At 67.1% G+C, this 21,370-nt stretch carries 20 protein-coding genes; 13 read left to right on the forward strand and 7 right to left on the reverse strand.

Annotation, left to right across the window (positions count from 1 at the left end):
- Positions 1-90 precede the first annotated feature (90 nt).
- Positions 91-675 carry a TetR-like C-terminal domain-containing protein gene (locus tag ACWF5H_RS03340; protein WP_452035336.1) on the forward strand — a complete coding sequence of 195 codons (585 nt, stop codon included), beginning with the start codon at positions 91-93 and terminating at the stop codon, positions 673-675.
- Between the two features lie 729 nt (positions 676-1,404).
- On the forward strand, positions 1,405-2,430 hold the full coding sequence (locus tag ACWF5H_RS03345; protein ID WP_452034829.1) for an LLM class flavin-dependent oxidoreductase: 1,026 nt from the start codon (positions 1,405-1,407) through the stop codon (positions 2,428-2,430).
- 51 nt (positions 2,431-2,481) lie between these two features.
- Here ACWF5H_RS03345 and ACWF5H_RS03350 read toward each other — a convergent pair whose 3' ends face one another.
- Positions 2,482-3,546: an ATP-dependent DNA ligase gene (locus ACWF5H_RS03350; protein WP_452034830.1), complete on the reverse strand. Its 1,065-nt coding sequence runs from the start codon at positions 3,544-3,546 to the stop codon at positions 2,482-2,484.
- Positions 3,547-3,698: 152 nt separating this feature from the next.
- Entirely contained in the window at positions 3,699-4,568 is an 870-nt protein-coding gene (locus tag ACWF5H_RS03355) for an IclR family transcriptional regulator (protein WP_452034831.1), read from the reverse strand.
- A gap of 127 nt (positions 4,569-4,695) precedes the next feature.
- Between ACWF5H_RS03355 and ACWF5H_RS03360 the strand changes: the two genes are divergently transcribed.
- From ACWF5H_RS03360 to ACWF5H_RS03375, 4 genes are read left to right on the forward strand one after another with little or no spacing between them, the layout of a single operon-like run.
- A complete protein-coding gene (locus ACWF5H_RS03360; protein ID WP_452034833.1) occupies positions 4,696-5,664 on the forward strand; it encodes an ABC transporter substrate-binding protein in 969 nt (322 codons plus the stop codon).
- Positions 5,665-5,673: 9 nt separating this feature from the next.
- Positions 5,674-6,882: a cytochrome P450 gene (locus ACWF5H_RS03365; protein ID WP_452034834.1), complete on the forward strand. Its 1,209-nt coding sequence runs from the start codon at positions 5,674-5,676 to the stop codon at positions 6,880-6,882.
- A gap of 22 nt (positions 6,883-6,904) precedes the next feature.
- The gene (locus ACWF5H_RS03370; RefSeq protein ID WP_452034835.1) at positions 6,905-7,219 is read left to right on the forward strand and encodes a 2Fe-2S iron-sulfur cluster-binding protein; all 315 of its coding nucleotides are present in this window, start codon (positions 6,905-6,907) and stop codon (positions 7,217-7,219) included.
- 2 nt (positions 7,220-7,221) lie between these two features.
- Positions 7,222-8,478 (forward strand): NAD(P)/FAD-dependent oxidoreductase, encoded by a 1,257-nt coding sequence (locus tag ACWF5H_RS03375; RefSeq protein ID WP_452034836.1) that lies wholly within the window; start codon positions 7,222-7,224, stop codon positions 8,476-8,478.
- 117 nt (positions 8,479-8,595) lie between these two features.
- On the opposite strand, the gene ACWF5H_RS03380 is transcribed toward ACWF5H_RS03375, so the two are convergent.
- Positions 8,596-10,002, reverse strand: a complete 1,407-nt coding sequence (locus ACWF5H_RS03380) for an NAD-dependent succinate-semialdehyde dehydrogenase (protein ID WP_452034837.1) — start codon at positions 10,000-10,002, stop codon at positions 8,596-8,598.
- A 135-nt stretch (positions 10,003-10,137) separates the two neighbouring features.
- The gene (locus ACWF5H_RS03385; protein WP_452034838.1) at positions 10,138-10,521 is read right to left on the reverse strand and encodes an RNA-binding S4 domain-containing protein; all 384 of its coding nucleotides are present in this window, start codon (positions 10,519-10,521) and stop codon (positions 10,138-10,140) included.
- 197 nt (positions 10,522-10,718) lie between these two features.
- Here ACWF5H_RS03385 and ACWF5H_RS03390 point away from each other — a divergent pair, with 197 nt between their 5' ends.
- From ACWF5H_RS03390 to ACWF5H_RS03415, 6 genes are all read left to right on the forward strand, one after another.
- A complete protein-coding gene (locus ACWF5H_RS03390) occupies positions 10,719-11,957 on the forward strand; it encodes a glycerophosphodiester phosphodiesterase family protein (RefSeq protein ID WP_452034840.1) in 1,239 nt (412 codons plus the stop codon).
- Positions 11,958-12,150: 193 nt separating this feature from the next.
- Positions 12,151-13,494, forward strand: a complete 1,344-nt coding sequence (locus ACWF5H_RS03395) for an MFS transporter (protein ID WP_452034842.1) — start codon at positions 12,151-12,153, stop codon at positions 13,492-13,494.
- Positions 13,491-14,210 (forward strand): FadR/GntR family transcriptional regulator, encoded by a 720-nt coding sequence (locus ACWF5H_RS03400; RefSeq protein ID WP_452034843.1) that lies wholly within the window; start codon positions 13,491-13,493, stop codon positions 14,208-14,210. The genes ACWF5H_RS03395 and ACWF5H_RS03400 overlap by 4 nt, the downstream gene beginning before the upstream one ends.
- A 178-nt stretch (positions 14,211-14,388) precedes the next feature.
- Positions 14,389-15,321, forward strand: a complete 933-nt coding sequence (locus tag ACWF5H_RS03405; RefSeq protein ID WP_452034844.1) for a cytochrome b/b6 domain-containing protein — start codon at positions 14,389-14,391, stop codon at positions 15,319-15,321.
- Between the two features lie 112 nt (positions 15,322-15,433).
- Positions 15,434-15,811: a hypothetical protein gene (locus ACWF5H_RS03410; protein ID WP_452034845.1), complete on the forward strand. Its 378-nt coding sequence runs from the start codon at positions 15,434-15,436 to the stop codon at positions 15,809-15,811.
- Positions 15,812-15,912: 101 nt separating this feature from the next.
- Positions 15,913-16,929, forward strand: a complete 1,017-nt coding sequence (locus tag ACWF5H_RS03415; protein WP_452034846.1) for an alpha/beta hydrolase — start codon at positions 15,913-15,915, stop codon at positions 16,927-16,929.
- A 32-nt stretch (positions 16,930-16,961) separates the two neighbouring features.
- On the opposite strand, the gene ACWF5H_RS03420 is transcribed toward ACWF5H_RS03415, so the two are convergent.
- Both ACWF5H_RS03420 and ACWF5H_RS03425 read right to left on the reverse strand, forming a co-directional pair.
- The gene (locus ACWF5H_RS03420) at positions 16,962-17,957 is read right to left on the reverse strand and encodes an aldo/keto reductase (protein WP_452034848.1); all 996 of its coding nucleotides are present in this window, start codon (positions 17,955-17,957) and stop codon (positions 16,962-16,964) included.
- A gap of 93 nt (positions 17,958-18,050) precedes the next feature.
- The gene (locus tag ACWF5H_RS03425; protein WP_452034849.1) at positions 18,051-19,691 is read right to left on the reverse strand and encodes a DHA2 family efflux MFS transporter permease subunit; all 1,641 of its coding nucleotides are present in this window, start codon (positions 19,689-19,691) and stop codon (positions 18,051-18,053) included.
- 170 nt (positions 19,692-19,861) lie between these two features.
- Between ACWF5H_RS03425 and ACWF5H_RS03430 the strand changes: the two genes are divergently transcribed.
- Entirely contained in the window at positions 19,862-20,848 is a 987-nt protein-coding gene (locus ACWF5H_RS03430) for an aldo/keto reductase (RefSeq protein ID WP_452034851.1), read from the forward strand.
- Here ACWF5H_RS03430 and ACWF5H_RS03435 read toward each other — a convergent pair.
- Positions 20,845-21,351 carry a flavin reductase family protein gene (locus ACWF5H_RS03435; protein WP_452034852.1) on the reverse strand — a complete coding sequence of 169 codons (507 nt, stop codon included), beginning with the start codon at positions 21,349-21,351 and terminating at the stop codon, positions 20,845-20,847. The two genes, ACWF5H_RS03430 and ACWF5H_RS03435, sit on opposite strands and share 4 nt — an antisense overlap.
- Positions 21,352-21,370 lie beyond the last annotated feature (19 nt).

A 21,370-nucleotide genomic window follows, 5' to 3' on the forward strand; every position in this document is an offset into this window, starting at 1 on the left:
AAGATCCTCGCGGTAGTGACTATACGCTTGGCGCGAAGATTAATGCAAGGAAATTCGCGTTATGATTCGGGCATGGATCACGGACGAACCATGCAGCGACCAGGAGGGCGGTCGGCACGTGTGCGCTCTGCCGTCCACACGGCAGTGCTAGAGCTGTTGGAAGCGCGCTCGTGGGAGGAGCTGAGCGTCCCGCTGGTGGCCGAGGTGTCAGGGGTGCACCAAGCCACGATTTATCGAAGGTGGGGGACGATGTCAGCCCTACTGAATGACGTGGTCAACGAGTGGTCGGCCTCGACCGCGTCGCTTCCCCGCACCGGTTCTTTGCGCGACGACCTCCACATTTACGCCGCGGCGGTCGCGAAGTCGCTGAGGGATGGGAACGTTCCGCTGATCCTTCGGGCCGTGGTCTTGGAGATCCATCCGGGGGAACGGCGCAAGGCTTCGCCGGCCTTCGTCGAACGCGAGCGTCAGCTGCAGTTGATGCTCGACCAGTCGGAGGAGCGCGGCGAAGCGGTGCCAACGCTAACGGAACTTCTGGAGCTGGTCGTGGCGCCCTTGTACTTCTATGCCCTATTTACCGAACCGCTGACCGAGGCGGAGGCGGCACGTCTCGTCGACCGGCTACTCGATGTCGTCGCCCACCGTGGCCCCGACGCCACGGCGGCGAGCTCATAAGCGCCGCTGTACCTGTGACAGCCAGACCTCCAGGTCCGTGGGGCGGTGGAACACTACAACGGGCGGCATGGCCGGATCTGTCTGCATGGTCTTTATTTGCCGCCGCTTGCGCGGAAACGACTGAAAATGCCATCGAACGATTGAATCCTTTGTGAAGAGCTGGCTCAGTGATTCGGTATTTCCGTTGCAGACACTCTGGCCTGTCAGAGCCCTCAGGACTGACCGACGCACTACTCGCGCCAAGGACAGCCAGCGGGGGTAGTCCAGGGCAACAACCAACTCCGCACGGGACAGGACGATGTCCCGCCACGCTCCATAGGCGCTGTCGAGGATCCAAAGGTCCCCAGAAGCGATTTTTCCGGCAATCTCCCGTTGTTCCTCGACGCTGCGCTGCTTCCATCCGGGTAGCCATCCGATGTCATCGTCCGCCGAAAACTCAGGTAGGCCTGACCGCGCAGAGTATTCACGGGCAGCGGAGGACTTACCACTGCCCGTAACGCCGAAGAAGAGAATTCTGGAAGGGGCTGCCGCCGATCTCGTAGAGGACACAGCGACCAAGATGCCATACATGCACGGGGAGAGGACACTGTTCATTAGCGTCTCCGGCTTCTCTGAGCCCAAAGTGTCTGACGCGGCCTTCGGCCCAGACAGGGCCGCCCGGATACCAAACGTCGCGCGACGGAACCAGCTGAACGGAATCAGCGGGGCACCCGCGGTGTTGAGCCGGATGTGAAGCGTCTAGGATTTCTCTCGTTCGGCCATTGGAGCCCGGCTGTCGGCTCGCCCGTCCCCACCGCTGCTGAGGGCCTGCTGCAAAGTATCGACCTGGCCGTGGCCGCGGAGGAGGCCGGCGTGGACGGCGCGTACTTTCGCGTGCACCACTTCGCCCGCCAGCAGTCCTCGCCCTTTCCGCTGCTGGCCGCCATCGCCGCGCGAACCAGCCGGATTGAGATCGGCACCGGTGTGATCGACATGCGCTACGAAAACCCGCTGTACATGGCCGAGGAAGCCGCGGCAACGGACCTGATCAGCGGAGGCCGCCTGCAGCTGGGCATCAGCCGGGGGTCGCCCGAGCCGGCACTGAACGGCGCTGCCGCCTTCGGATACCGGCCGGCCGAGGGCGAGACCGACGCGGACATGGCCCGCCGCCACACCACGGTGTTCCGCCGCGCCATCACCGGCACTGGAATGGTTCCGGCGGACCCGAACCATATGCAGGGCGGTCATACCGGCATGCTCCCGGTGGAGCCGGTCTCACCGGGGCTGCCCGAGCGGATTTGGTGGGGCGCCGGGTCCAGGGCCACCGCGGTCTGGACCGCCGAGCAGGGGATGAACCTGATGAGCTCCACGCTGCTGATCGAAGACACCGGTGTGCCGTTCGACCAGCTCCAAGGCGAACAGATCCACCTGTTCCAGGAAGCCTGGCTGCAGGCCGGCCATGCCCATGCCCCGCGGGTGTCTGTGAGCCGCAGCGTGATGCCGATTGTGGACGACGAGGACCGCCGCTACTTCGGGCTGCGCGGCCAGACCGACCAGCATGACCAGGTCGGCGTGCTGGATGGCACCCGCGCACGGTTCGGTAAGAGCTACATTGGCGAACCGGACAAGATCGCCGCAGCGCTGGCCGCGGACCAGGCAGTGCAGGCCGCGGACACGGTGTTGCTGACCGTGCCGAACTATCTGGGGGTGGACTACAACGCCAAGCTGCTGGGCAATATCGTCCAGCACGTGGCGCCGGCCGCCGGCTGGCGCTGACCTTGATCCGTACAGTCAATGCCCAGATGCGCACGCTGGAGCAGGGTCGAGCTACAGCAGCACGTCGTTCAGGTCGTAGGTGACCGGCTCATCCAGCTGCCCGTAGGTGCACGATTCCGGATCGCGGTCCGGCCGCCAGCGGACAAACTGCGTGGTGTGCCGGAAGCGCTCGCCCTCCATGTGGTCGTACTTGACCTCCAGCACCCGCTCCGGCCGCAGCGGCACGAAGGACAGGTCCTTGCCTCCGCTCCACCGGCTGCCCTCGGACGTGAGCGGCGTGCGCTGGCCGGCCTCGTGCTGCTCCCGGTTCCAGGGATGGTCGTTTGAATCGGCGATCAGCGGCTGCAGCTCCTCGAACAGCTCCTCGCGCCGCTTCATGCTGAACGCCCCGGCCACGCCCACATGGACCAGCGTTCCGTCGTCGTTGTAGATGCCCAGCAAGAGCGACCCCACCCGGCCCGGGCCGCTCTTGTGCACCCGGTAGCCGGCCAGCACGCAATCGGCCGTGCGCTCGTGCTTGATCTTGAACATGGTCCGCTTGTCCGGCTGGTAGGTCCCGTCCAGCGGCTTGGCCACCACGCCGTCCAGCCCGGCGCCCTCGAATTCGTGGAACCACTTCTCGGCCAGCGCCGGATCATCCGTGGTCCGGGTCAAATGGATGGGACTGACGACGGCGGAGAGCGCCTTCTCCAGCGCGGCGCGCCTTTCCTCGAACGGGCGGGACGTCAGGTCCTCGTCGCCGAGGGCGAGCAGGTCGAACGCCACGAACCGGGCCGGTGTCTGCACCGAGAGCAGCTTGACCCGGCTGGCCGCCGGGTGGATGCGCTGCTGCAGCATCTCAAAGTCCAACCGGTCGCCGCCCTCGCCCACCAGGATGATCTCCCCGTCCACCACGCAGCGTTCCGGCAGCTGCTCTCGGAAGGCCTCCACCAGTTCGGGGAAATAGCGGGTCATCGGCTTCTCGTTCCGGCTGCCGATCTCCACGGCATCGCCGTCGCGGAAGATGATCGAGCGGAAGCCGTCCCACTTCGGCTCGTACTTCATTCCGCTGTCGGGGATCTTGGCCACACCCTTGGCCAGCATGGGCGGTACAGGCGGCATCAGCGGCAGGTCCATGCGCCCATTCTGCGTGCTGTCCGGCCCGGTGTCCACGGCCACCGACCCCAAACGACTATTGAGCAGGCGCCCTTCCCACGCGTGGAAAGGGCGCCTGCTCAATAGTGGATGCAGGAACGGGGTCAGTCGCCGATGTAGAAGAGGCGCTCAGCTCAGCGGCGGGTCCGCGGACGCGGCGCGCTGGGCAGATATTCCATCGAATCGAGCGAGGAGCTAACCAGCGTCCGGTAGCGGCCGCCGGGAGGCGCAGCGGGGTCATTTGGGGGAGCGTACGCGGCATGGAGGTCCTTGCTGATGGCCTGCGCCGCGGCTTGGAGCAGTCGCACGAATCCGGTGACGGGCGCGTCGTCGTTCGGTACCACCACGCTGACTGCCGCGACCACCACTTCGTTGACCCCGCGGATGGGAACAGCGATTCCGCGCGCCTCAGGATGGATGTAGCCCCTCCCGCAGGCATAGCCGTCGCGGCGGATCTGCTGCAGTAAACCGCGCAGGCCGTCCGGGGTCTGGACAGTCTGGTCCGTGTAGCGGAACAGATCACTGGCAAGGACCTCGTCTTGAAACGCGGCATCGGCATAGGCCAGCAACACCAAGCCGCTGCTGGAGGCATGCAACGGCAGTCGGCCGCCCACCAAGGTCACGTTCACCACGGCGTCCCTCATGGACAGGCGCTCCAGAAACAGCACTTCGTTCCCTTCCAGAATCCCGAGCTGGGTATGCTGGCGCACCCTTGCCTGCACTTCCTGCAAGTACGGTTTGGCAATCTCGCGCAGCCCCAGCGCGCCCGGTGTCCGGCAGGCAATTTCCCACAGCCGCACACCCAAGCGGTAGGTCTTGTCGGTCTGGCGTTCCAACAGGCCGAACTGTTCCATCTCAGCGACCAGCCGATGGGTTGTCGCCAAGGCCAGCCCGCTCCGGACCGACAACTGCGAAACGGTGAGGAACACGGCGTCAACATCGAACGCAGCAAGGATCTGCATGATCCGGCTCAGAGCAGAGCGTCCGGCCGACGACTTTGCCACTACTTTTTCCTTTCATCGGAAAGCACCCTGTTGGGTAATTGTGGCACAGCTCATAGTTCAGAAGGCCGGCAGAGGCGCCGGGAAGGACTGATGCGGGGCGACCAGACCCGGCGCGGGAAGGATGAAGATGCTTCGACGGAGAAACATCACCACAGCGGCAACCTTCGCAGTATTGACGACGGCGGCGCTCGCCTTGAGTGCGTGCGGCGGCGGGGCTACGGCAGGTTCGGCAGCCGGTGTTGGAGAGGACGGACCCGTCCAGGTGGGATACTTCCCACTGGTACACACCTCCACAGCAGTCAACGCAGATGAGGCCGGAATCTTTGCCGAGAACGGGCTTGACGCTGAGCTTGTGGCCACACAAGGGGGTGCCGCCGCCATACCGGCGCTGATCTCTGGGAGCGTCGACTTTACCTACAGCAATTACACGTCGGCGTTACTGGCTGTGGAGAAGGGCTTGCCCATCCGCTTGGTCTCCGGCAATGACGTAGGCAGCGCCGATCACGGCATTTTCGTCAGCGACAAGTCCGGTATTGAGATGGTCGCGGATTTGAAAGGCAAGACGTTCGCAGTGAACAACCTGCAGAACATCGGAACCGTGGCGATCAAGGCATTGATGGAAGATGCGGGTCTGGCTGCCGACGACGTGAAGTTGGTGGAGATGCCCTACCCGGACATGCAGGCAGCTCTCGAACGCGGCGCGGTGGACGCGATCTGGCAGGTGGAACCCTTCCAATCCAGCGCAATGGCGGCGGGACTGGTCAAGATCAGCGACTTGTTCAGCGGACCGGTGGCGGACATGCCGGTGGCCGGCTGGGTCACCACGGAGGCCTTCGCCAAAGAGAATCCGGAGGCAGTCGAGGCCTTCAAAAAGTCCATCGCCGCCTCGGCCGAAGAGCTGCAGGACAACCGGGAGCGCCTGGTCGAGCTGGTGCCGAGCTTCACCAAAGTGGCAGCCGACGTGGTCGCGGCCGCGGAAATGCCCCGATTCCAAGGCGAGCTGGATGTGGAGCAATTGCAAAAAACCGCCGATCTGATGCTCAAGTACAAGATCACCGGCAGCGAACTGGATGTTCAGTCGCTGGTCGCCGAGTAGGAGAATCCCATGAACGCAGAAACCCTCGTCGAGAACGCCCCGGTGCTGGACCTTGATCCGTTCAGCGACGACTTCCTCACCGATCCGTACGATGCGCATGAGCAGATGCGCGAAGCCGGCCCTGTCTTCTGGCTGGAGCGGTACGGGGTCTACGGCGTGGCACGCCACGATGAAGTCTCCCGGGTGCTGACGGATCATGAAACCTTCGTCTCCTCGCGCGGCGTAGGCATCTCCGACTTCGTGAAGGAGAAGCCCTGGCGGCCACCGAGCCTGTTGCTGGAGGCAGACCCGCCGCAGCACACGAAGGCGCGGCAGGTGGTCACCAAAATCCTGACGGTGAAGCTGCTGCGCTCGCTGAAGGACGGTTTCCAAGCGCACGCGGATGAACTCGTGGCCCGGGTCGCCGCACAAGGCGGCGTCATCGACGGCGTCCACGACCTCGCCGAACCCTATCCGCTCGCCGTGTTCCCGGATTTCATCGGCCTGTCCAAAGACGGCAGGGAAAACCTTCTGCCCTACGGCTCGATGGTCTTCAACACCTTCGGTCCGCGCAACGGCCACTTCGAACGCGCTCTCGAACGCGGGGCCGCGGCGCAAGGCTGGATCATGGAACAGTGCCGCCCCGGTTCCCCGGCCACAGACGGGCTGGGCGCCCAGATCCACGCCGCGGCAGCTGAGGCCGGGTACAACGAGGAGGACCAAGCCAAGCTGCTCCGCTCGTTCCTCTCCGCGGGTGTCGACACCACGGTGCACGGGATCGGCAACGCCTTGCAGTGTCTCGCAGAGAACCCGGAACAGTTCGCGGCCTTGAGGGATGATCCCTCGCTGGCCCGGGCAGCCTTCGAGGAAACCGTGCGCTACTCCTCACCCGTGCAGACCTTCTTCCGGACCACCAATAAGGACACCGATGTCTCCGGCGTCGCGCTGCCGGAAGGCTCCAAGGTCCTGATGTTCCTGGCGGCTGCCAACCGGGACCCGCGCCAGTGGGAAAACCCGTCCGCGTTCGATATCCGGCGAAAGGCCGCCGGACACGTGGGCTTCGGCTTCGGCATCCATGCCTGCCTGGGCCAGATGCTGGCCCGGCTGGAAGGCGAGTGTTTCCTGACCGCTCTGGCCCGGCACGTCTCCCGGATTGAGCTGGCCGGCGAGCCTCGACAGCAGCTGAACAACACTCTGCGCGGCCTGGACAGTCTCCCGCTGCGCCTGACCGCCGCCTGAGCCCGACCGGAGGAAATGAACCATGCCCAAAGTAACCTTCATCCAGCCCGACGGCATGCAAACCGTCCTGGACGCCGAGGCCGGAGCCAGTGTGATGCGCACGGCTGTTTCCAACGGGCTCGCCGGAATCGTCGCCGAGTGCGGAGGATCGGCGATGTGCGCCACGTGCCACGTGTACGTGGAAGATGGTGATCTCGACGGGCTCCCGGAGGTTAGCGAGGTGGAGGACGAGATGCTGGACTGCACAGCCTCGGAACGCTGCGGCAACAGCAGGCTCTCCTGCCAGCTGCCCGTGGTGTCCGACCTCGCTGTCCGGCTCCCGGAATCGCAGGTCTGACCATGGCGAAGGATGCCGGCACACTGATCATCGGCGCGTGCCAGACCGGGGTACAGCTGGCGGCCAGCCTGCGCCAGCTGGGCGATACTTCGCCTATCGCACTGGTGGGGGAGGAGTTGCAGGCCCCGTATCAGCGTCCGCCGCTGTCCAAAGAACTGCAGCACGGAACCGTTGACGTCGCTGCGCTGTCCTTCCGCACCGTGGACTGGTATCAGCGCCAGGACATCTCATTGATCACCGGCGAGCGGATAGTCCACCTCGAACGGAACAACGACGGCGGTGCCGCGACCTCCGCGGGCGGCCGCACCTTCTGCTTCTCCCGGCTCGCCTTGGCCACTGGGGCCGCGGCGCGGCGGCTGCCACTGGAGGGGGCGGAGCTGGACGGCGTGCACTATCTGCGCGATGCCTCTGACGCCCGACGGCTGGCCGCCGACCTGGCGACCGCCCGGGATGTGGTGGTGATCGGCGGTGGCTTCATAGGCTTGGAAGTAGCCGCCGGTGCCCGCGCCGCCGGAAAGCACGTCACGGTCCTTGAAGCTGCACCACGGCTCGTCGGTCGCGCAGTGGCGGAGGAGACCAGCGAGTACTTTCGTGCTGCGCATCAGCGCCGCGGCACCAACGTGGTGCTGGAGGCGCGGATCAGCCGGTTGGCCGGCCATGGCGGGCGGGTGGCGCGCGTCGAACTTGCCGATGGCACTCAGGTGAGCGCCGACGTCGTGCTTATTGGAGTTGGGGTGGTGCCGCGCACGGAACTGGCCGAGCAGCTGGGACTGGCCGTGGGGAACGGGATCGAGGTGGATGAGCACGGACTGTGCTCGGACGGCATGACCGTGGCGGCCGGTGACTGCGCCAGCCTGCCCAACCCGTATGTCCGCGGCAACGGCGGCCGGCTGCGGATGGAATCCGTTCCGCACGCCATGGAACACGCGAAAGCAGCTGCGGCTACGCTCCTGGGCCTCCGCGAGCCGTACCGGATGCTGCCGTGGTTCTGGTCGGACCAGGCGGACATCAAGCTTCAGATCGCAGGCCTCTCCGCCGGGTTCGACCAGACGGTGCTGCGCGGTGAACCTGAGGCTGACAAGTTCTCGCTGCTGTATTTCCGGGAGGGCAGGATCATTGCCGCCGATTGCGTCAACTCGGCAGCCGACTTCATGGCAGTTCGGAATGCCTTGGCCCACGGCCAGGACATTCCAGCCGCGGCGGCCGCAGATCCGGGTGCGCGGTTGAAGCAGCTGGTCGTGGAGCCTGCCATCGCTTGAGCGGTCCCATACCGGCCGGCCCGGTGTCCACGGCCACCCACCCCAAACGACTATTGAGCAGGCGCCCTTCCCCCGCGTGGAAAGGGCGCCTGCTCAATAGTCGATGCTGGAACGGGGTCAGTCGCCGATGTAGAAGAGGCGCTTGTTGACGAATTCGTCCATGCCCAGCGGGCCGAGCTCGCGGCCGAAGCCGGAGCGCTTCACTCCGCCGAAGGGCAGGTCCGCGGCCTCGCCGACGCCGTTGACGTTGGCCATGCCGACCTCCAGGCGCTGAGCGATCTTGCGGGCGCGCTCCTCGTCCGTGGAGTAGACAGCACCGCCGAGGCCGTAGTCGGTGTCGTTGGCCAGCTTCAGGGCTTCTTCGTCGCTGGAGACCTTGTAGACCACGGCCACCGGCCCGAAGAGCTCTTCGCGGTAGGCGCGCATCTCAGGGGTGACCCCGGTGAGTACGGCCGGAGCCAGGTAGGCGGCGGGCCCGTCGTGCAGGGTCCCGCCGGCATGCAGGGTGGCGCCCTTGTTGACCGCGTCCTTGAGCTGCTCGTGCAGGCCTTCGGCGGCGGCCCGGGAGGACAGCGGGGCGTAGGTGCCCTCGAGTTCCTCGGCCGGGTTGCCGGGCTTGAGGTCCTTGGCCAGGTTGGTCAGCTCGGCCACGAAGTCATCATAGATGTCCTCCATGACGATCATGCGCTTGTTGGAGTTGCAGGCCTGGCCGGTGTTCTCGATGCGGGTGGCCCACGCTGCGGCCGCCGTGGCCTTCACATCGTCGGTGTCCAGCACCACGTAGGGATCGGAGCCGCCCAGTTCCAGGACGGCCTTCTTCAGGTTTTTGCCGGCCAGTTCGCCGATGATCGCGCCGGCCCGCTCGGAGCCGGTCAGCGAAACGCCCTGGATGCGCGGGTCCGCGATGATGTCGGCGATCTGTTCGTGGCTGGCGAAGACATTGATGTACACGCCTTCGGGGACGCCGGCGTCGTCCATGATCTGCTGGATGGCCAGTGCCGAGCGCGGGCATGTTTCGGCGTGCTTGAGGACGATGGTGTTGCCCAGCACCAGGTTCGGCGCGGCGAAGCGAGCCACTTGGTAGTACGGGTAGTTCCACGGCATGATGCCCAGCAGCGGTCCGACCGGCAGTCGCTGGATCATGGCGCGGCCGCCGCCGATGGCCTTGATCTCCTGCTCCGCGGCCAGCGCGGGGCCCTCGGTTGCGAAGTAGCTGAAGATGTCCGTGCAGAACTCGGCCTCACCCTTGGACTCGGAGAGCGGCTTGCCCATCTCTTCGGTGATGATGGCCGCGAGCTCGTCGGCACGTTCGGTGAACAGTTCTGCCAGGCGGGCCACTACCTTGGCGCGGTCCGCAATCGGCACCTCGCGCCAGGAGGTGTAGGCGGCCTGGGACTTGGCGATGGCGTCCTGGATCTCGGCATCGGTGGCGGTGGGGAACTCCGCTACCACCTCACCGGTGGACGGGTTTTGGACCCGGTAGCCCGGCTGGGTGGACGAAGCGGCGGGGGAAGTGGTGGTCACAGCCCTGGTCTCCTTCAGATAATGACGAATCAAGGGACGGCTGCGTGGCCGTCTCCGACTCCCATCTTGTACCGTCCGGCCGGTTCTGTGAAGTGGGTTACGCTCACGGCATGAGCATGGCCGGATGGGGGCCTTCTAGCGTTCGCCGAGCAGCTTCTCCATGTCCCGCCGGTCCTTCTTGGTGGGCCGGCCGGTGCCACGGTCGCGCTGCGGGATGCCCAGAGCCGGGGCCACCGGACGCGGCGGCGTGTGGTCGGTGAAGCAATGCGAGGCTGCCTCGGCGCCCACCCGCTTGGCGATTAGCCGGCGCACCTCCAGAATCCGTTCGTAGCCGGGCTGCCGCACCCGCAGGGTGTCGCCCGGCACCACGGACTGCGACGCCTTGACCGGATTGCCGTTCAACCGCACGTGTCCGGCGCGGCAGGCTGCGGTGGCCGCGGAGCGGGTCTTGTAGGCGCGGATGGCCCACAGCCATGCATCAACGCGCACCGAACTCGGGGTAATGGCTGGAGTGTTCATGGCCTTCCGAGTCTAGCGCCGTCACGGATGCCGGCGCGGGCGGCAGGCGTCCCTCCGCTTGCGTCGGAAGTGGTTTTTCCTTTCATCGCGTGTTCACGGCCAGTTGGCCGGCAGGTTCGCAACCGCTGTGAGGCTCGATCGCAGGGGGAACCGCACGAACATCACCTACGAAGGGCGTCATTCCCATGGCATCTCGCTTGATCAGAACATTGACTTGCTCCGTCGCGGCCGTTGCCGTCGGCGCTACCCTCACCGCCATCCCGGCCAGCGCACAGAACAGCGCACTGAACAAGGCGCAGAACAACGTGCAAAACGAGGCCGGGCAGAACGAAGCCCCGCTGCTGATCGGCCACCGCGGGGCCGCCGGCACGGCGCCGGAGAACACGGTAGCCGCGTTCAAGGACGGCCGTGCCTCCGGTGCCGACTTCTTTGAAATCGACGTCCAGCTCAGCGCCGATGGCGTGCCATTCCTTTTCCACGACGACACTCCCGCCCGCACCACCAACGTGGAGGAGGTCTTCCCGGACCGTGCCGGCGACCCGATCACGTCCTTCACCTGGGACGAACTGCAGCAACTCGACGCCGGATCCTACTTCGGAGCCAAGTTTGCCGGCGAACGCATCCCGCATCTGGACGACGCGGCCAAGGTCGCCACGGTGAAGACCGGGGTGTATATCGAGATCAAGTCGCCGAAGAACTCGCCCGGCATCGAGAAGCTCGTCGCCGATGAGCTGCGCACCGACGCCACGTGGAAGAAGCTCGTGGCAGCGGACAAGATCCAGGTCCTCAGCTTCGACGAGGCCGCCAACCGCACGTTCGCCCAGATCGCCCCGGAGATTGAGCTGCAGCAGCTCTCCAGCACCGTGCCAGGTCCGGCTGTCCTGGAATCCTGGGCCGGCTTCGCCGATTCGGTCGGTACCAACTACCGCACCCTGACGGCGCAGAACGTGGCCGACACCAAGGCCGCCGGTCTGGTCATCGGCGTGTACACCGCCAACTCGCCCGAAGCGGTCCAGCATTCCATCGACCTGGGCGTGGACGCTGTCACCGGCGACTTTCCGATCCAGACCGCCCGCTACTTGGACGGGCGGAAGCCCTTCCCAGCCGGCACCGTGGAGATCGCCGGTGCGGTGAACGATCCGGCCGGCAACGATGTGCAGCCGGAGACCGGCGAGCGTGTGGTGCTGCGCAACGCCACCGGGCACAACCTGGATGTCAGCGGCTACATCATCCGCGACGCCGCCAACAACGTGCTGGAAATCGGCGACGGCTACGTCCTTGCCCCGGGCGCCGAACTGCGCGTCTACACCGGTCCCGGCACCAACAGCGCGGACGCCTACTACAACGGCGGCACTGCATCCGTGCTGAACAACGGCGGCGACTCGGTGGCCCTGTGGAGCCCGCAGGGGCAGTTGCAGGACGTCTTCGCCAACTAACCGAGAACATCCTTTTCATCAACGACGTCGGTGCTTGGGGCAGGCTTCCAACCTTCCCCAAGTGCCGATTTCGTTTGGGTGGACCACGGCGTCGGCTTCTGCTGCCCCTGCGATCGTCCCGCCACCGTCGTCGGCGAGAGTCCCGTCGATTCGTCGACTTTCGCAGGAAACATCAAACGTCTAATGTTTAGGGATGACATTGGACCGGACCAAGGCAGAGATTCCACCGAACGTGAAGGACGACGACCACGTCGTCCCGGCGGGGGAGTTTGCTGATGCCCTGGTGCCGGAACTGCATCTGCCGGAGCCGGCCCAAAAGCCGGCTCCGGCCCAGAATCCAACCGCGCAGCCGGTTTCTGCCGCCCGCCGCCGCTGGCTGACGGTGGCAGCGGTGGCCGCCGTCGTGCTCATCGGGCTGAACCTGCGGGCCGGTATTGCCAGCGCGGCGGCCCTGTTCCACGACCTGCAGCAGTTGTTGGGCTACGGGCCGCTGGTCGCTTCCCTGCTGCCCACCGTCCCGGTGCTGTGCTTCGCGTTGGCCGGGGCCGCGACCGCCTGGCTAAGCAGCCGGATGGGGCTGGAACGGGCCATTGCGCTGGCGCTGGCGCTGTTGGCGGCGGGCCTGGGGCTGCGCGGCGTCGAGTCCGTCGGTTTCCTGCTGGCAGGCACGGTGGTGTCCATGTCCGGGCTGGCGGTCTGCAACGTGGCGATGCCGACGTTCATCCGCAAGTACTTCGCGCACCGCCCGTCCACGATGACCGGCGCCTACACCATCTCCATGTCCGTCGGGGCAACCGTGGCCGCGGCCGTCAGCGTGCCGCTGGCCATGCAGTTGGAGTCGCCGCTGCTCGGCCTGGCCGTCTGGGCGCTGCTGGCTGTCGTCGGGCTGGCGGTCTTCCTGCCCATGACGTTTGTGGGCCGGCGCCCACTGGCTCCCGGGGCCCGCGCCCACCTGTCGCCGTGGCCGCTGCTGCGCACGCGGAAGGGCCTGTTGTTGACCGGGCTGTTCACCATCCAGGCGCTGCTGGTCTACACCGTGATGGGCTGGTTCCCATACATCCTGATCTCCCGCGGGATGACTCCGGCGGCGGCCGGGCAGACCTTGGCGCTGGTCCAGGTGGTCTCCATTCCCGCCGTCGTCCTGCTGCTGGCGATGGCGGCCCGGCCGGGCCTGCTGCGGCCGGCCTTCATGCTTACCTGCGCAGCCTCGCTGGCCGGCTATCTCGCCCTGCTGGTGCTGCCCGCGGATCTGGCCGTGGTCCCCGCCGTGCTGATCGGTCTGGGCTTCGGTGTCTTCCCGCTGCTCATGCTGGTGATCAGCCGCGCCGGTTCGGACGCCGCCGAGACCACAGCCCTCTCGACGCTGGCCCAATCGGTGGGCTATCTGTTCGCCGCGCTGGGCCCATTCGGACTGGGCCTGCTGCACGACGCGCTGGGCGACTGGACCGTTCCGCTGGTGCTGCTGGTGGCCGGAGCGGTGCTCCAATTGCTGCTGGCCCACGGCGTCAGCTCCCTGGTGCGGGAGGGCCGGAAATGACCGCGGCCCCGGGGCAGGGCCCCTTGCACCGGCCGCCGCTGGCGGAGGAAGTCACCGCGCGGCTGCGCGAGTCCGTCGTGAGCGGGCGCTGGCCGCTGGGTGGACGGATCCCGCCGGAGCCGGAATTGGTGGCCAGTCTGGGGGTCTCGCGCGGCACGCTGCGCGAGGCGGTCAAGGCCCTGGCCCACGCCGGCATGCTGGAGGTCCGCCGCGGCGACGGAACCTACGTGCGCGCCACCAGCGAGATCAGCGGCACCGCCCGCCGTTTCTACCGCGATTACGACGACGAGGACGTGCTGCAGGTGCGCTTTGCCCTGGACACCCAGGCCGCTCGGCTGGCCGCGCAGGCCGTGCAGGAAGCTCCTGCGGCAGGCGACGGCGCGGTGTCGGCGCTGCGCGAGATGCTGGCCCGGCGCCGGCAGGCCTGGGCGGAGCAGGATCTGGAGGGCTGGATCGCAGCCGATTGGGACTTCCACCAGGCGGTGGCTGCGGCCTCCGGGAACCCGCTGCTGCATGAGCTGTATTCCAGTTTCGGCGACGTGTTCCACGGGGCCAAGATGGCCCAGCGTTTGCGCGACGGCTTTGATGGGTGCCTGCGCGCCGGCCATGAGGACCTCGCGGACGCCATCGCGGCGGGCGATGCCGATGCTGCGGCGCAGACGGTGATCGCCAACCTGCAGTACTGCCTGGAGTGGATGCCGCAGCGCACAGCGTAGCCCCGCGGCGCGGCAGGCAGCCCGCCCGCCCCATGCACCGTGGCGCACGGACGGGAGCGCATGGGGCAAGCCACAACCGGCCACCGGTGGGGCTTGTGGCACGATCCCGCGCGGCCGGGGTACCTTGAATCACGAACCCCGGAACGCACGGGACGTGAGGAACGAGGAAAAGCCGGCAATGTCCACTTCGACGAAACCGTCCGGAAGCACGCGCAAGACGTGGCTGAAGATCACCGCGGCAGTGGCCGGCGCCGTCGTCGTGCTGTTGCTGTTGGTGTTGCTGGCCAAGTGGCTGCGGACCATGCCGGGCGTGCAGGACTTCCTCACCGCCTACCCGGGCACCTCCGAACTTCCTGAGTCGGCCCCGGTGGGGCTGCCGGCCTGGCTGGGCTGGCAGCACTTCCTCAATTTCTTCTTCCTGGTGCTGATCATCCGCACCGGGCTGCAGGTGCGCACCGGCACGCGCTCGCCGGCCTACTGGACGCGCAACAACCAGGGCCTGGTCAAGACCAAGAACAAGCCGACCAAGATCACGCTGAATCTCTGGTTCCACCTGACGCTGGATGCGTTGTGGGTGCTCAACGGGATCGTGTTCATGGTGCTGATCTTCGCCACCGGACACTGGATGAGGATTGTGCCCACCAGCTGGGACATTTTCCCGAACGCCCTCTCCGCGGCCCTGCAGTACGCCTCGCTGGACTGGCCGCTGGAAAACGGCTGGGTGAACTACAACGCGCTGCAGCTGTTGACCTACTTCGCCACCGTCTTTATCGCGGCGCCGCTGGCCATCATTTCCGGGCTGCGGACCTCGGCTGCCTGGCCCAAGAAGGCCGCGGTGAACAAGTACTACCCGATCGAGGCCGCCCGGGCCATCCACTTCCCGGTGATGATCTACTTTGTGGCGTTCATTGTGGTGCACGTGACGCTGGTGCTGGCCACCGGCGCCCTGCGCAACCTCAACCACATGTATGCGGCATCGGACGACGGCGGCTGGGCCGGCTTCTGGATCTTCGCCGCCTCGCTCGCGGTGACGGTTGCGGCGTGGTTCCTGGCCCGGCCGATCTTCCTGCGGCCGATCGCCTCGCTGACGGGCAAAGTCACCTCCCGCTGACCGGCAACGTCGCCTCCCGCTGACGGGCAAGGTCGCCTCCCGCTGACGGCGACACGCTGCAGCCGTTGCCGCGACGCCGGGCGCCGCGCTCGCGCACGGCTACACTGCCCACGTGATCACTGTTGCGGCCGTTGTCGCCTGCTGCGTCCTGGCCCTGCTGGCCGTCTTCCAGATCCTGCTTGCCGCAGGCCTGCCGTTGGGCCGGTTCGCGTGGGGAGGCAGCCACCGCGTCCTGCCGGCCAAGTTCCGGATTGGCAGCGCCGTCTCGGTGGTCCTGTATGCCTTCTTTGGGCTCATCATCCTCGACCGGGCGCAGCTTCTGGACGCGCTGCCGCACACCGTGTCCGTGGTGTTGATGTGGGTCCTGACTGCCTACCTGTTTGTGGGCGTCCTGATGAACGCCATCTCGCGCAGCAAGCCCGAGCGGTGGACCATGACGCCGGTGGCCCTGCTGCTGGGCGTGCTCAGCCTGGCGGTTGCCCTCGGCTGACGGGCTGTCTCCCAGCCGTTCCGGGGAGACAAAAATCGGGGCTTGCCCCAAGCGCACTGCTGCCTCACGATTGGTTCACTACGGCCAATCAGGAGGCAGCCATGAAGGTTCGTTTCCGCCGCGCGCTGATTGCCCTTGCGGTGATTGCCGCGGTCCCGGCGGCCCTCGCCGGCGGCGTGGTCTTCTGGCTGCGCTTCAGCCCTCGGCCGCTGGCGGTTTTGCTTCGGGTGCTGGCCGAGCGGGACGGCCGCCGCACCGCCCGCGCCATGGCCCGCCATGTTCCGGACGGCGTCAGCGAAATTCTGGACCAGCAGTACCTGAGCAACCATGGCCACACCTACTTGGACGTGTTCTTCCCGGACGAGGCAGCGCGCGAGTCGCTGCGCCTGCCAACAATCGTCTGGATCCACGGCGGGGCGTGGATCTCCGGCACCAAGAACGACGTCGCCAATTACCTTCGGATCCTGGCCTCCTACGGCTTCACCACCGTGGGTGTGGACTATTCGCTGGCGCACAAGCGACGCTATCCGGCACCCGTGCGCCAGAGTGCCGCGGCCCTGCGCTACCTGGAGCACAATGCGGAGCGGCTGCACATCGATACCGAGCGGCTGGTGCTCGCGGGGGACTCTGCCGGGGCACAGATCGCGGCGCAGTTGGCGCTGGTGGTCTCCGACCCGGAGTATGCCCACAAGCTGGGCATCGCCTCCCCGACGGCTCCGGACCGGCTGCGCGCGGTGCTGTTGCACTGCGGAGCATACGATCTGTCGCTGACCGGGGCGGACCAGGCTGGGAACCAGAACTATCTGCGCACTGTGCTCTGGTCCTACACCGGGGCCAAGGATTACCTAGAGCGGCCGTACATCGCGTTGGCCTCCGTTGCCCGGTACGTGGACGGCAACTTCCCGCCGGCGTTCGTCTCCGCGGGCAACACCGATCCGCTGCTGCCGCACTCGCTGGCGCTGGTCAAGGCGCTGAAGAAGAACGGCACCAAGGTCGAGGAGTTCTTCCCGGAGACGGCTGCCGGGCTGGGGCACCAATTCCAGTTCAACCTGGATTTGGAGGCGGCCTGGCGGGCGCTGGAACGCAGCGTTCATTTCCTCCGCCAGCACACCGGCTGACTCCCGGGTCGGCTGATTTTCTGCGCGGTCTGCTATGCGGCGGGGAACTCCTCGGTGTCCACGTCCGCCTGGGTAACTGCGTTGTAGCGCGGGCCGTGGACGGTGCCGTGGTTGATCAGCGCCTCCAGCCGGCGCAGCACGTCTGCGTCCAGGTTGACGTCCGCGGCGCCTAGGTCCTCGTCCAAGTGGGCGATGCTCCTGGTGCCCGGCAGCGCGACCACGTGCTCGCCGCGGGACAGCACCCAGGCGAGGGCCAGTTGGGCAGGTGAGCAGCCGGCGTCGTCCGCGATGGCGCGGAAGCCGTCGAGCAGCGCCAGGTTCTGCGGGTAGTTTTCGGCGGAGAAGCGCGGCATACCGTGGCGGATGTCCTGCTCCGGCAGCGCCGACGGGTCATCCAGCGTGCCGGTCAGGAATCCGCGGGCCAGCGGGCTGAAGGCGACGAAGGCCGTGCCGAGTTCCGCACAGGCTGCCAGCGTCCCCAGTTCCGGGTTGCGCGTCCAGAGGGAGTACTCGGTCTGCAGGGCCGCAATCGGGTGCACCGCATTCGCCCGGCGCAGGGTTGCGGCGGAGACCTCGGACAGGCCGATCGCCCCGATCTTGCCGGCGGCGACCAGCTCGGCCAGCGCGCCGACCGATTCCTCGACGGGGATGCTCTTGTCCCAGCGGTGCAAGTAGTAGAGGTCAATGTGGTCGGTGCGCAGCCGTTGCAGTGCCGCGTCGCAGGTTGCTTTGAGCGTCTCCGGGCGCCCGTCGATGACCCGCCGGCCGGCCACGCTGGTCATGCCGCATTTACTGGCCAGGAAGAACTCGTCCCGCCGCGGGCCCAGCACCTCGCCGATCAGCTCCTCGTTGGTGGAGGCCCCGTACAGTGCGGCGGTGTCGAAGTGCCGCACGCCAGCGTCCAGGGCATGCAGCAGAAGTTTCGCCGCGTCCTCGCGGGCCGGCGGCACCCCGTACGCGTGGCTGAGGTTCATGCAGCCCAGCCCGATGCTGCCGACGTCGAGCGTTCCGATCGTTCGCGTAGTCATGCTTTTACGCTGGCGGCAGCCCGGCGAGGCACCGGCCTGCAGCCCTGCCGCCGGGGGAGGGACCAGCCTGCCGTCCTGCCGCATCGTATCGGCTCACTCCGGCCGGTCCCGGCTGGCCGGAGTTCCCACTTCCTCCGAGAGCGGGATCTCCTTGACGAAGCAGGCGAACACCAGCGCCGCGAGCACGATCGGCACGGCGTAAAGATAGATCGGCGGCAGCGCCTGGGCGAAGGCATGTGCGATGAATTCCTGGGCAGGGGCCGGCAGCGATTTGAGCACGGCGGGACCGAGCGAGCTGAAGCTTTGGCCGCCGCCGGAACCGATCGTCGTCACCAGGCCGGGCGGCGCCGTCGAGAATTGCTCGGTCAGTCGGCTGATGAAAATGGCGCCGAACAGCGAGATGCCGAAGGTGGCGCCGATCTGCCGGAAGTAGTTGGTGGCCGAGGTGGCCGTGCCCAGATCCCGGCGCCGGACGCTGTTCTGCACGATCAGCACCAGGTTTTGCATGATGGACCCCAGCCCCAGCCCCAGCACCAACATGCCGGCGGCGGTGAAGGAGTACGGGGTGGTGTCGGAGATCTGCGAGAGCATCACCAGCCCGGCCGCGATCAGGATGGTGCCGATGATCGGGAAGATCTTGTAGCGGCCGGTGCGGCTCACCAGCTGGCCTGTGGTGGTGGTGGCTCCCACCATCCCCGCCGTCATCGGGATCATCATCAGGCCCGACTCGGTGGCGCTGGCCCCGTTGACCATCTGCAGGAAGGTGGGCAAATAGGCGATCGTGGAGAACATCGCGATGCCCACGCACACGCCCATCAAGGTGGGCAGCGTGAAGTCCCGGTCGCGGAACAGCCGCAGCGGCAGCACCGGTTCCACCGCCCGGCGTTCGGCCAGCACGAACAACACCGAGGCAACCACGGTGACCGCGCCCAGCCCGATGATCACCGGACTGTCCCAGGGGTAGGTGGTCCCGCCCCAGCTGGCGAACAGGATGACCGCCGCACTGGCGACCGCCAGCAGGAAGGTGCCCAGATAGTCCAGCTTGGGCCTCGGCCCGCCCGGCTTATGCAGGTGCAGGGTGGTGGTGATGACAGTCAGCGCCGCGGCACCCAGCGGGAGGTTGATGTAGAAGACCCAGCGCCAGCTCCAGTGGTCGGTAATGAAGCCGCCCAGCAGGGGTCCGCTGACCGAGGCGAGGCCGAAGGCCGCCCCGATAAGGCCCATGTACTTGCCGCGCTCGCGCGGCGAGACCAGATCGCCGATGATCGCCTGCGCGCCGATCATCAACCCGCCGCCGCCCACCCCCTGGATGGCGCGGAAGGCGATCAGCTGCGGCATGCTCTGCGCCATGCCGGAGAGCATCGAGCCGCCCAGGAACACCGCGATCGCAAAGATGAAGATGCTCTTGCGTCCGAACAGGTCGCCGAGCTTGCCGTAGATCGGCAGCCCGATGGTGGCGGCCAGAATGTAGGCGGTGATCACCCAGGAGATGTGCTCCAGCCCGTTCAGGTCCCCGACGATGGTGGGCAGCGCCGTCGCCACGATGGTCTGGTCCAGCGCTGCCAGCAGCACGGTGAGCATCAGCCCCAGGAACACCACCGTAATCCGGGGCTGTGCAGCGGCAGCGCCGTCCGGGAGTTGGGCCCGGTCCTGGTCCGCGCGCGCGGACTCCCGGGCTGTTGAGGGACCGGACGGCTGGTGAGGGCCCCGGTCCGGGCTGGGAGGAACTGCCATGGTTAACTTCCTGGCGGCGCGGGTGGCGCAGGCGGCCTAATACTGGTTGCCTGGGGACGCTATCCGGCCCCGCGAGAGTTACCGTACTGCCGTCCGCGAGGCGGCACAACCCCCGATTTCGGCGAGCCGCTGTCGTACGCTGGAAGCCTGCCCAGCGAAGGGACATATCAATGGACGACGCCGGATCCCGCCTGATCTTCGGCAGCATGGGTTTGGGCGGTGGCTGGGGGAGCGGCCCGCTGGAGGCCGCCGACGTCGCCGCCGCCCACACGGCCGTGGAGGCGGCACTGGACATCGGCATCAGGATCTTCGACCACGCGGACATTTACGCCCACGGCAAGGCGGAGGCTGCGTTCGGCCGGGTGCTGGCCGAGCGACCGGAACTCCGGGAAACCATCCAGCTGCAGAGCAAATGCGGCATCCGACTGCCGGTTCCCGGACTGGTGGGCCAGTACGACTCATCCCGCGCGGCCATCGTGGCCGGTACCGAGGAAAGCCTGCGCCGCCTGCACACCGACCACCTGGACACGCTGCTGATCCACCGGCCGGATCCGCTGGCCCCGGCCGAGGAGATTGCCGAGGCGTTCAGCCGCCTCCGGCTGGCCGGGAAGGTCCGCCGCCTAGGCGTCTCGAACATGTCCGGCGAGCAGATGAGGTGGCTGCAGGCCGCGCTCGACGAGCCGCTCGCCGTCAACCAGTTGGAAATGAGCCTGTACCGGCGGGACTGGCTTGAATCCGGCGTGCTGGTCAACCACCCGGAAGGCGCCGCCGTCGGCTTCCCGCACGGCACCCTGGAGTACTGTGCTGCCCACGCGGTGGAGTTGCAGGCCTGGGGCTCGCTGGCGCGGGGCCGCTACAGCGGCCGGCCGGCGGAACGGGCCGCCGGCACAGTTGACGGCCCCGGCGGCGGTGGTGCGGCAGCGGATCGCGCGACGGCAGCCTTGGTCTCCGAGCTGGCCCGGGACAAGGGCTGCACGCAGGAAGCCGTGGTGCTGGGCTGGCTGCTGCGCCATCCTGCCCGGATCCGGCCGGTCGTCGGTACCAGCAACCCGGAGCGGATCAGGGCCTGCGGCCAGGCCGAGGAGATCGGCGCGGCAATGACCCGGCAGGAATGGTACGCGCTGTGGGTGGCGGCGCGGGGACGCCCGCTGCCCTAGACGAACGCGGGCTGTACCAGCCGGCGGAACGAGGAGTCGTGGAAGACCAGCGGTTCGTGCGCGCCGTCGTGCGTGCTCAGCGCGTGTACCTCCAGCAGCACCACCTGGTGGTCACCGGCCGGGAACTCCTGATGCACCGAGCAATCCAGCCACAGCGCTGCCTCGTTGAGGAAAAGCGCGTCCCGGTCGGTGCGGTGCAGGCTCAGCCCGGCGAAGCGGTCGCCGCTCTTGGAAGCAATCTGGCGGCAGACGCCGTCGTGCTCCGTGCTCAGCACCGACACGCCGATCCGGCCGGCCTGGCGGAGCAGCGGCCAGGTCCGCGAGGTGTTCTGGACGGCGAACATCACCAGCGGCGGCTCCAGTGAAACGCCCACGGTGAAGGAGGAAGCGACGATGCCTTGCGGCTGACCGTCGATGACGGCGCAGAGCGCTGCGATTCCGGAGGGAAAGCGCCCGAAGGCGGAGCGGAGGGTGTTCGGGGTCAAGTCGTTGTGCAGGGACATGGCCATCCTTGAAGCTCAG

Source organism: Arthrobacter sp. NPDC055138 (genome assembly GCF_053607305.1).

What these genes read in the sequence shown, in the direction of transcription:
- ACWF5H_RS03340 (WP_452035336.1), top strand. Translation starts at nt 91, where the DNA reads ATGCAGCGACCAGGAGGGCGGTCGGCACGTGTGCGCTCTGCCGTCCAC.
- ACWF5H_RS03350 (WP_452034830.1), bottom strand. Translation starts at nt 3,546, where the DNA reads ATGGACCTGCCGCTGATGCCGCCTGTACCGCCCATGCTGGCCAAGGGT.
- ACWF5H_RS03360 (WP_452034833.1), top strand. Translation starts at nt 4,696, where the DNA reads ATGCTTCGACGGAGAAACATCACCACAGCGGCAACCTTCGCAGTATTG.
- ACWF5H_RS03365 (WP_452034834.1), top strand. Translation starts at nt 5,674, where the DNA reads ATGAACGCAGAAACCCTCGTCGAGAACGCCCCGGTGCTGGACCTTGAT.
- ACWF5H_RS03370 (WP_452034835.1), top strand. Translation starts at nt 6,905, where the DNA reads ATGCCCAAAGTAACCTTCATCCAGCCCGACGGCATGCAAACCGTCCTG.
- ACWF5H_RS03375 (WP_452034836.1), top strand. Translation starts at nt 7,222, where the DNA reads ATGGCGAAGGATGCCGGCACACTGATCATCGGCGCGTGCCAGACCGGG.
- ACWF5H_RS03385 (WP_452034838.1), bottom strand. Translation starts at nt 10,521, where the DNA reads ATGAACACTCCAGCCATTACCCCGAGTTCGGTGCGCGTTGATGCATGG.
- ACWF5H_RS03395 (WP_452034842.1), top strand. Translation starts at nt 12,151, where the DNA reads ATGACATTGGACCGGACCAAGGCAGAGATTCCACCGAACGTGAAGGAC.
- ACWF5H_RS03400 (WP_452034843.1), top strand. Translation starts at nt 13,491, where the DNA reads ATGACCGCGGCCCCGGGGCAGGGCCCCTTGCACCGGCCGCCGCTGGCG.
- ACWF5H_RS03405 (WP_452034844.1), top strand. Translation starts at nt 14,389, where the DNA reads ATGTCCACTTCGACGAAACCGTCCGGAAGCACGCGCAAGACGTGGCTG.
- ACWF5H_RS03415 (WP_452034846.1), top strand. Translation starts at nt 15,913, where the DNA reads ATGAAGGTTCGTTTCCGCCGCGCGCTGATTGCCCTTGCGGTGATTGCC.
- ACWF5H_RS03420 (WP_452034848.1), bottom strand. Translation starts at nt 17,957, where the DNA reads ATGACTACGCGAACGATCGGAACGCTCGACGTCGGCAGCATCGGGCTG.
- ACWF5H_RS03425 (WP_452034849.1), bottom strand. Translation starts at nt 19,691, where the DNA reads ATGGCAGTTCCTCCCAGCCCGGACCGGGGCCCTCACCAGCCGTCCGGT.
- ACWF5H_RS03430 (WP_452034851.1), top strand. Translation starts at nt 19,862, where the DNA reads ATGGACGACGCCGGATCCCGCCTGATCTTCGGCAGCATGGGTTTGGGC.
- ACWF5H_RS03435 (WP_452034852.1), bottom strand. Translation starts at nt 21,351, where the DNA reads ATGTCCCTGCACAACGACTTGACCCCGAACACCCTCCGCTCCGCCTTC.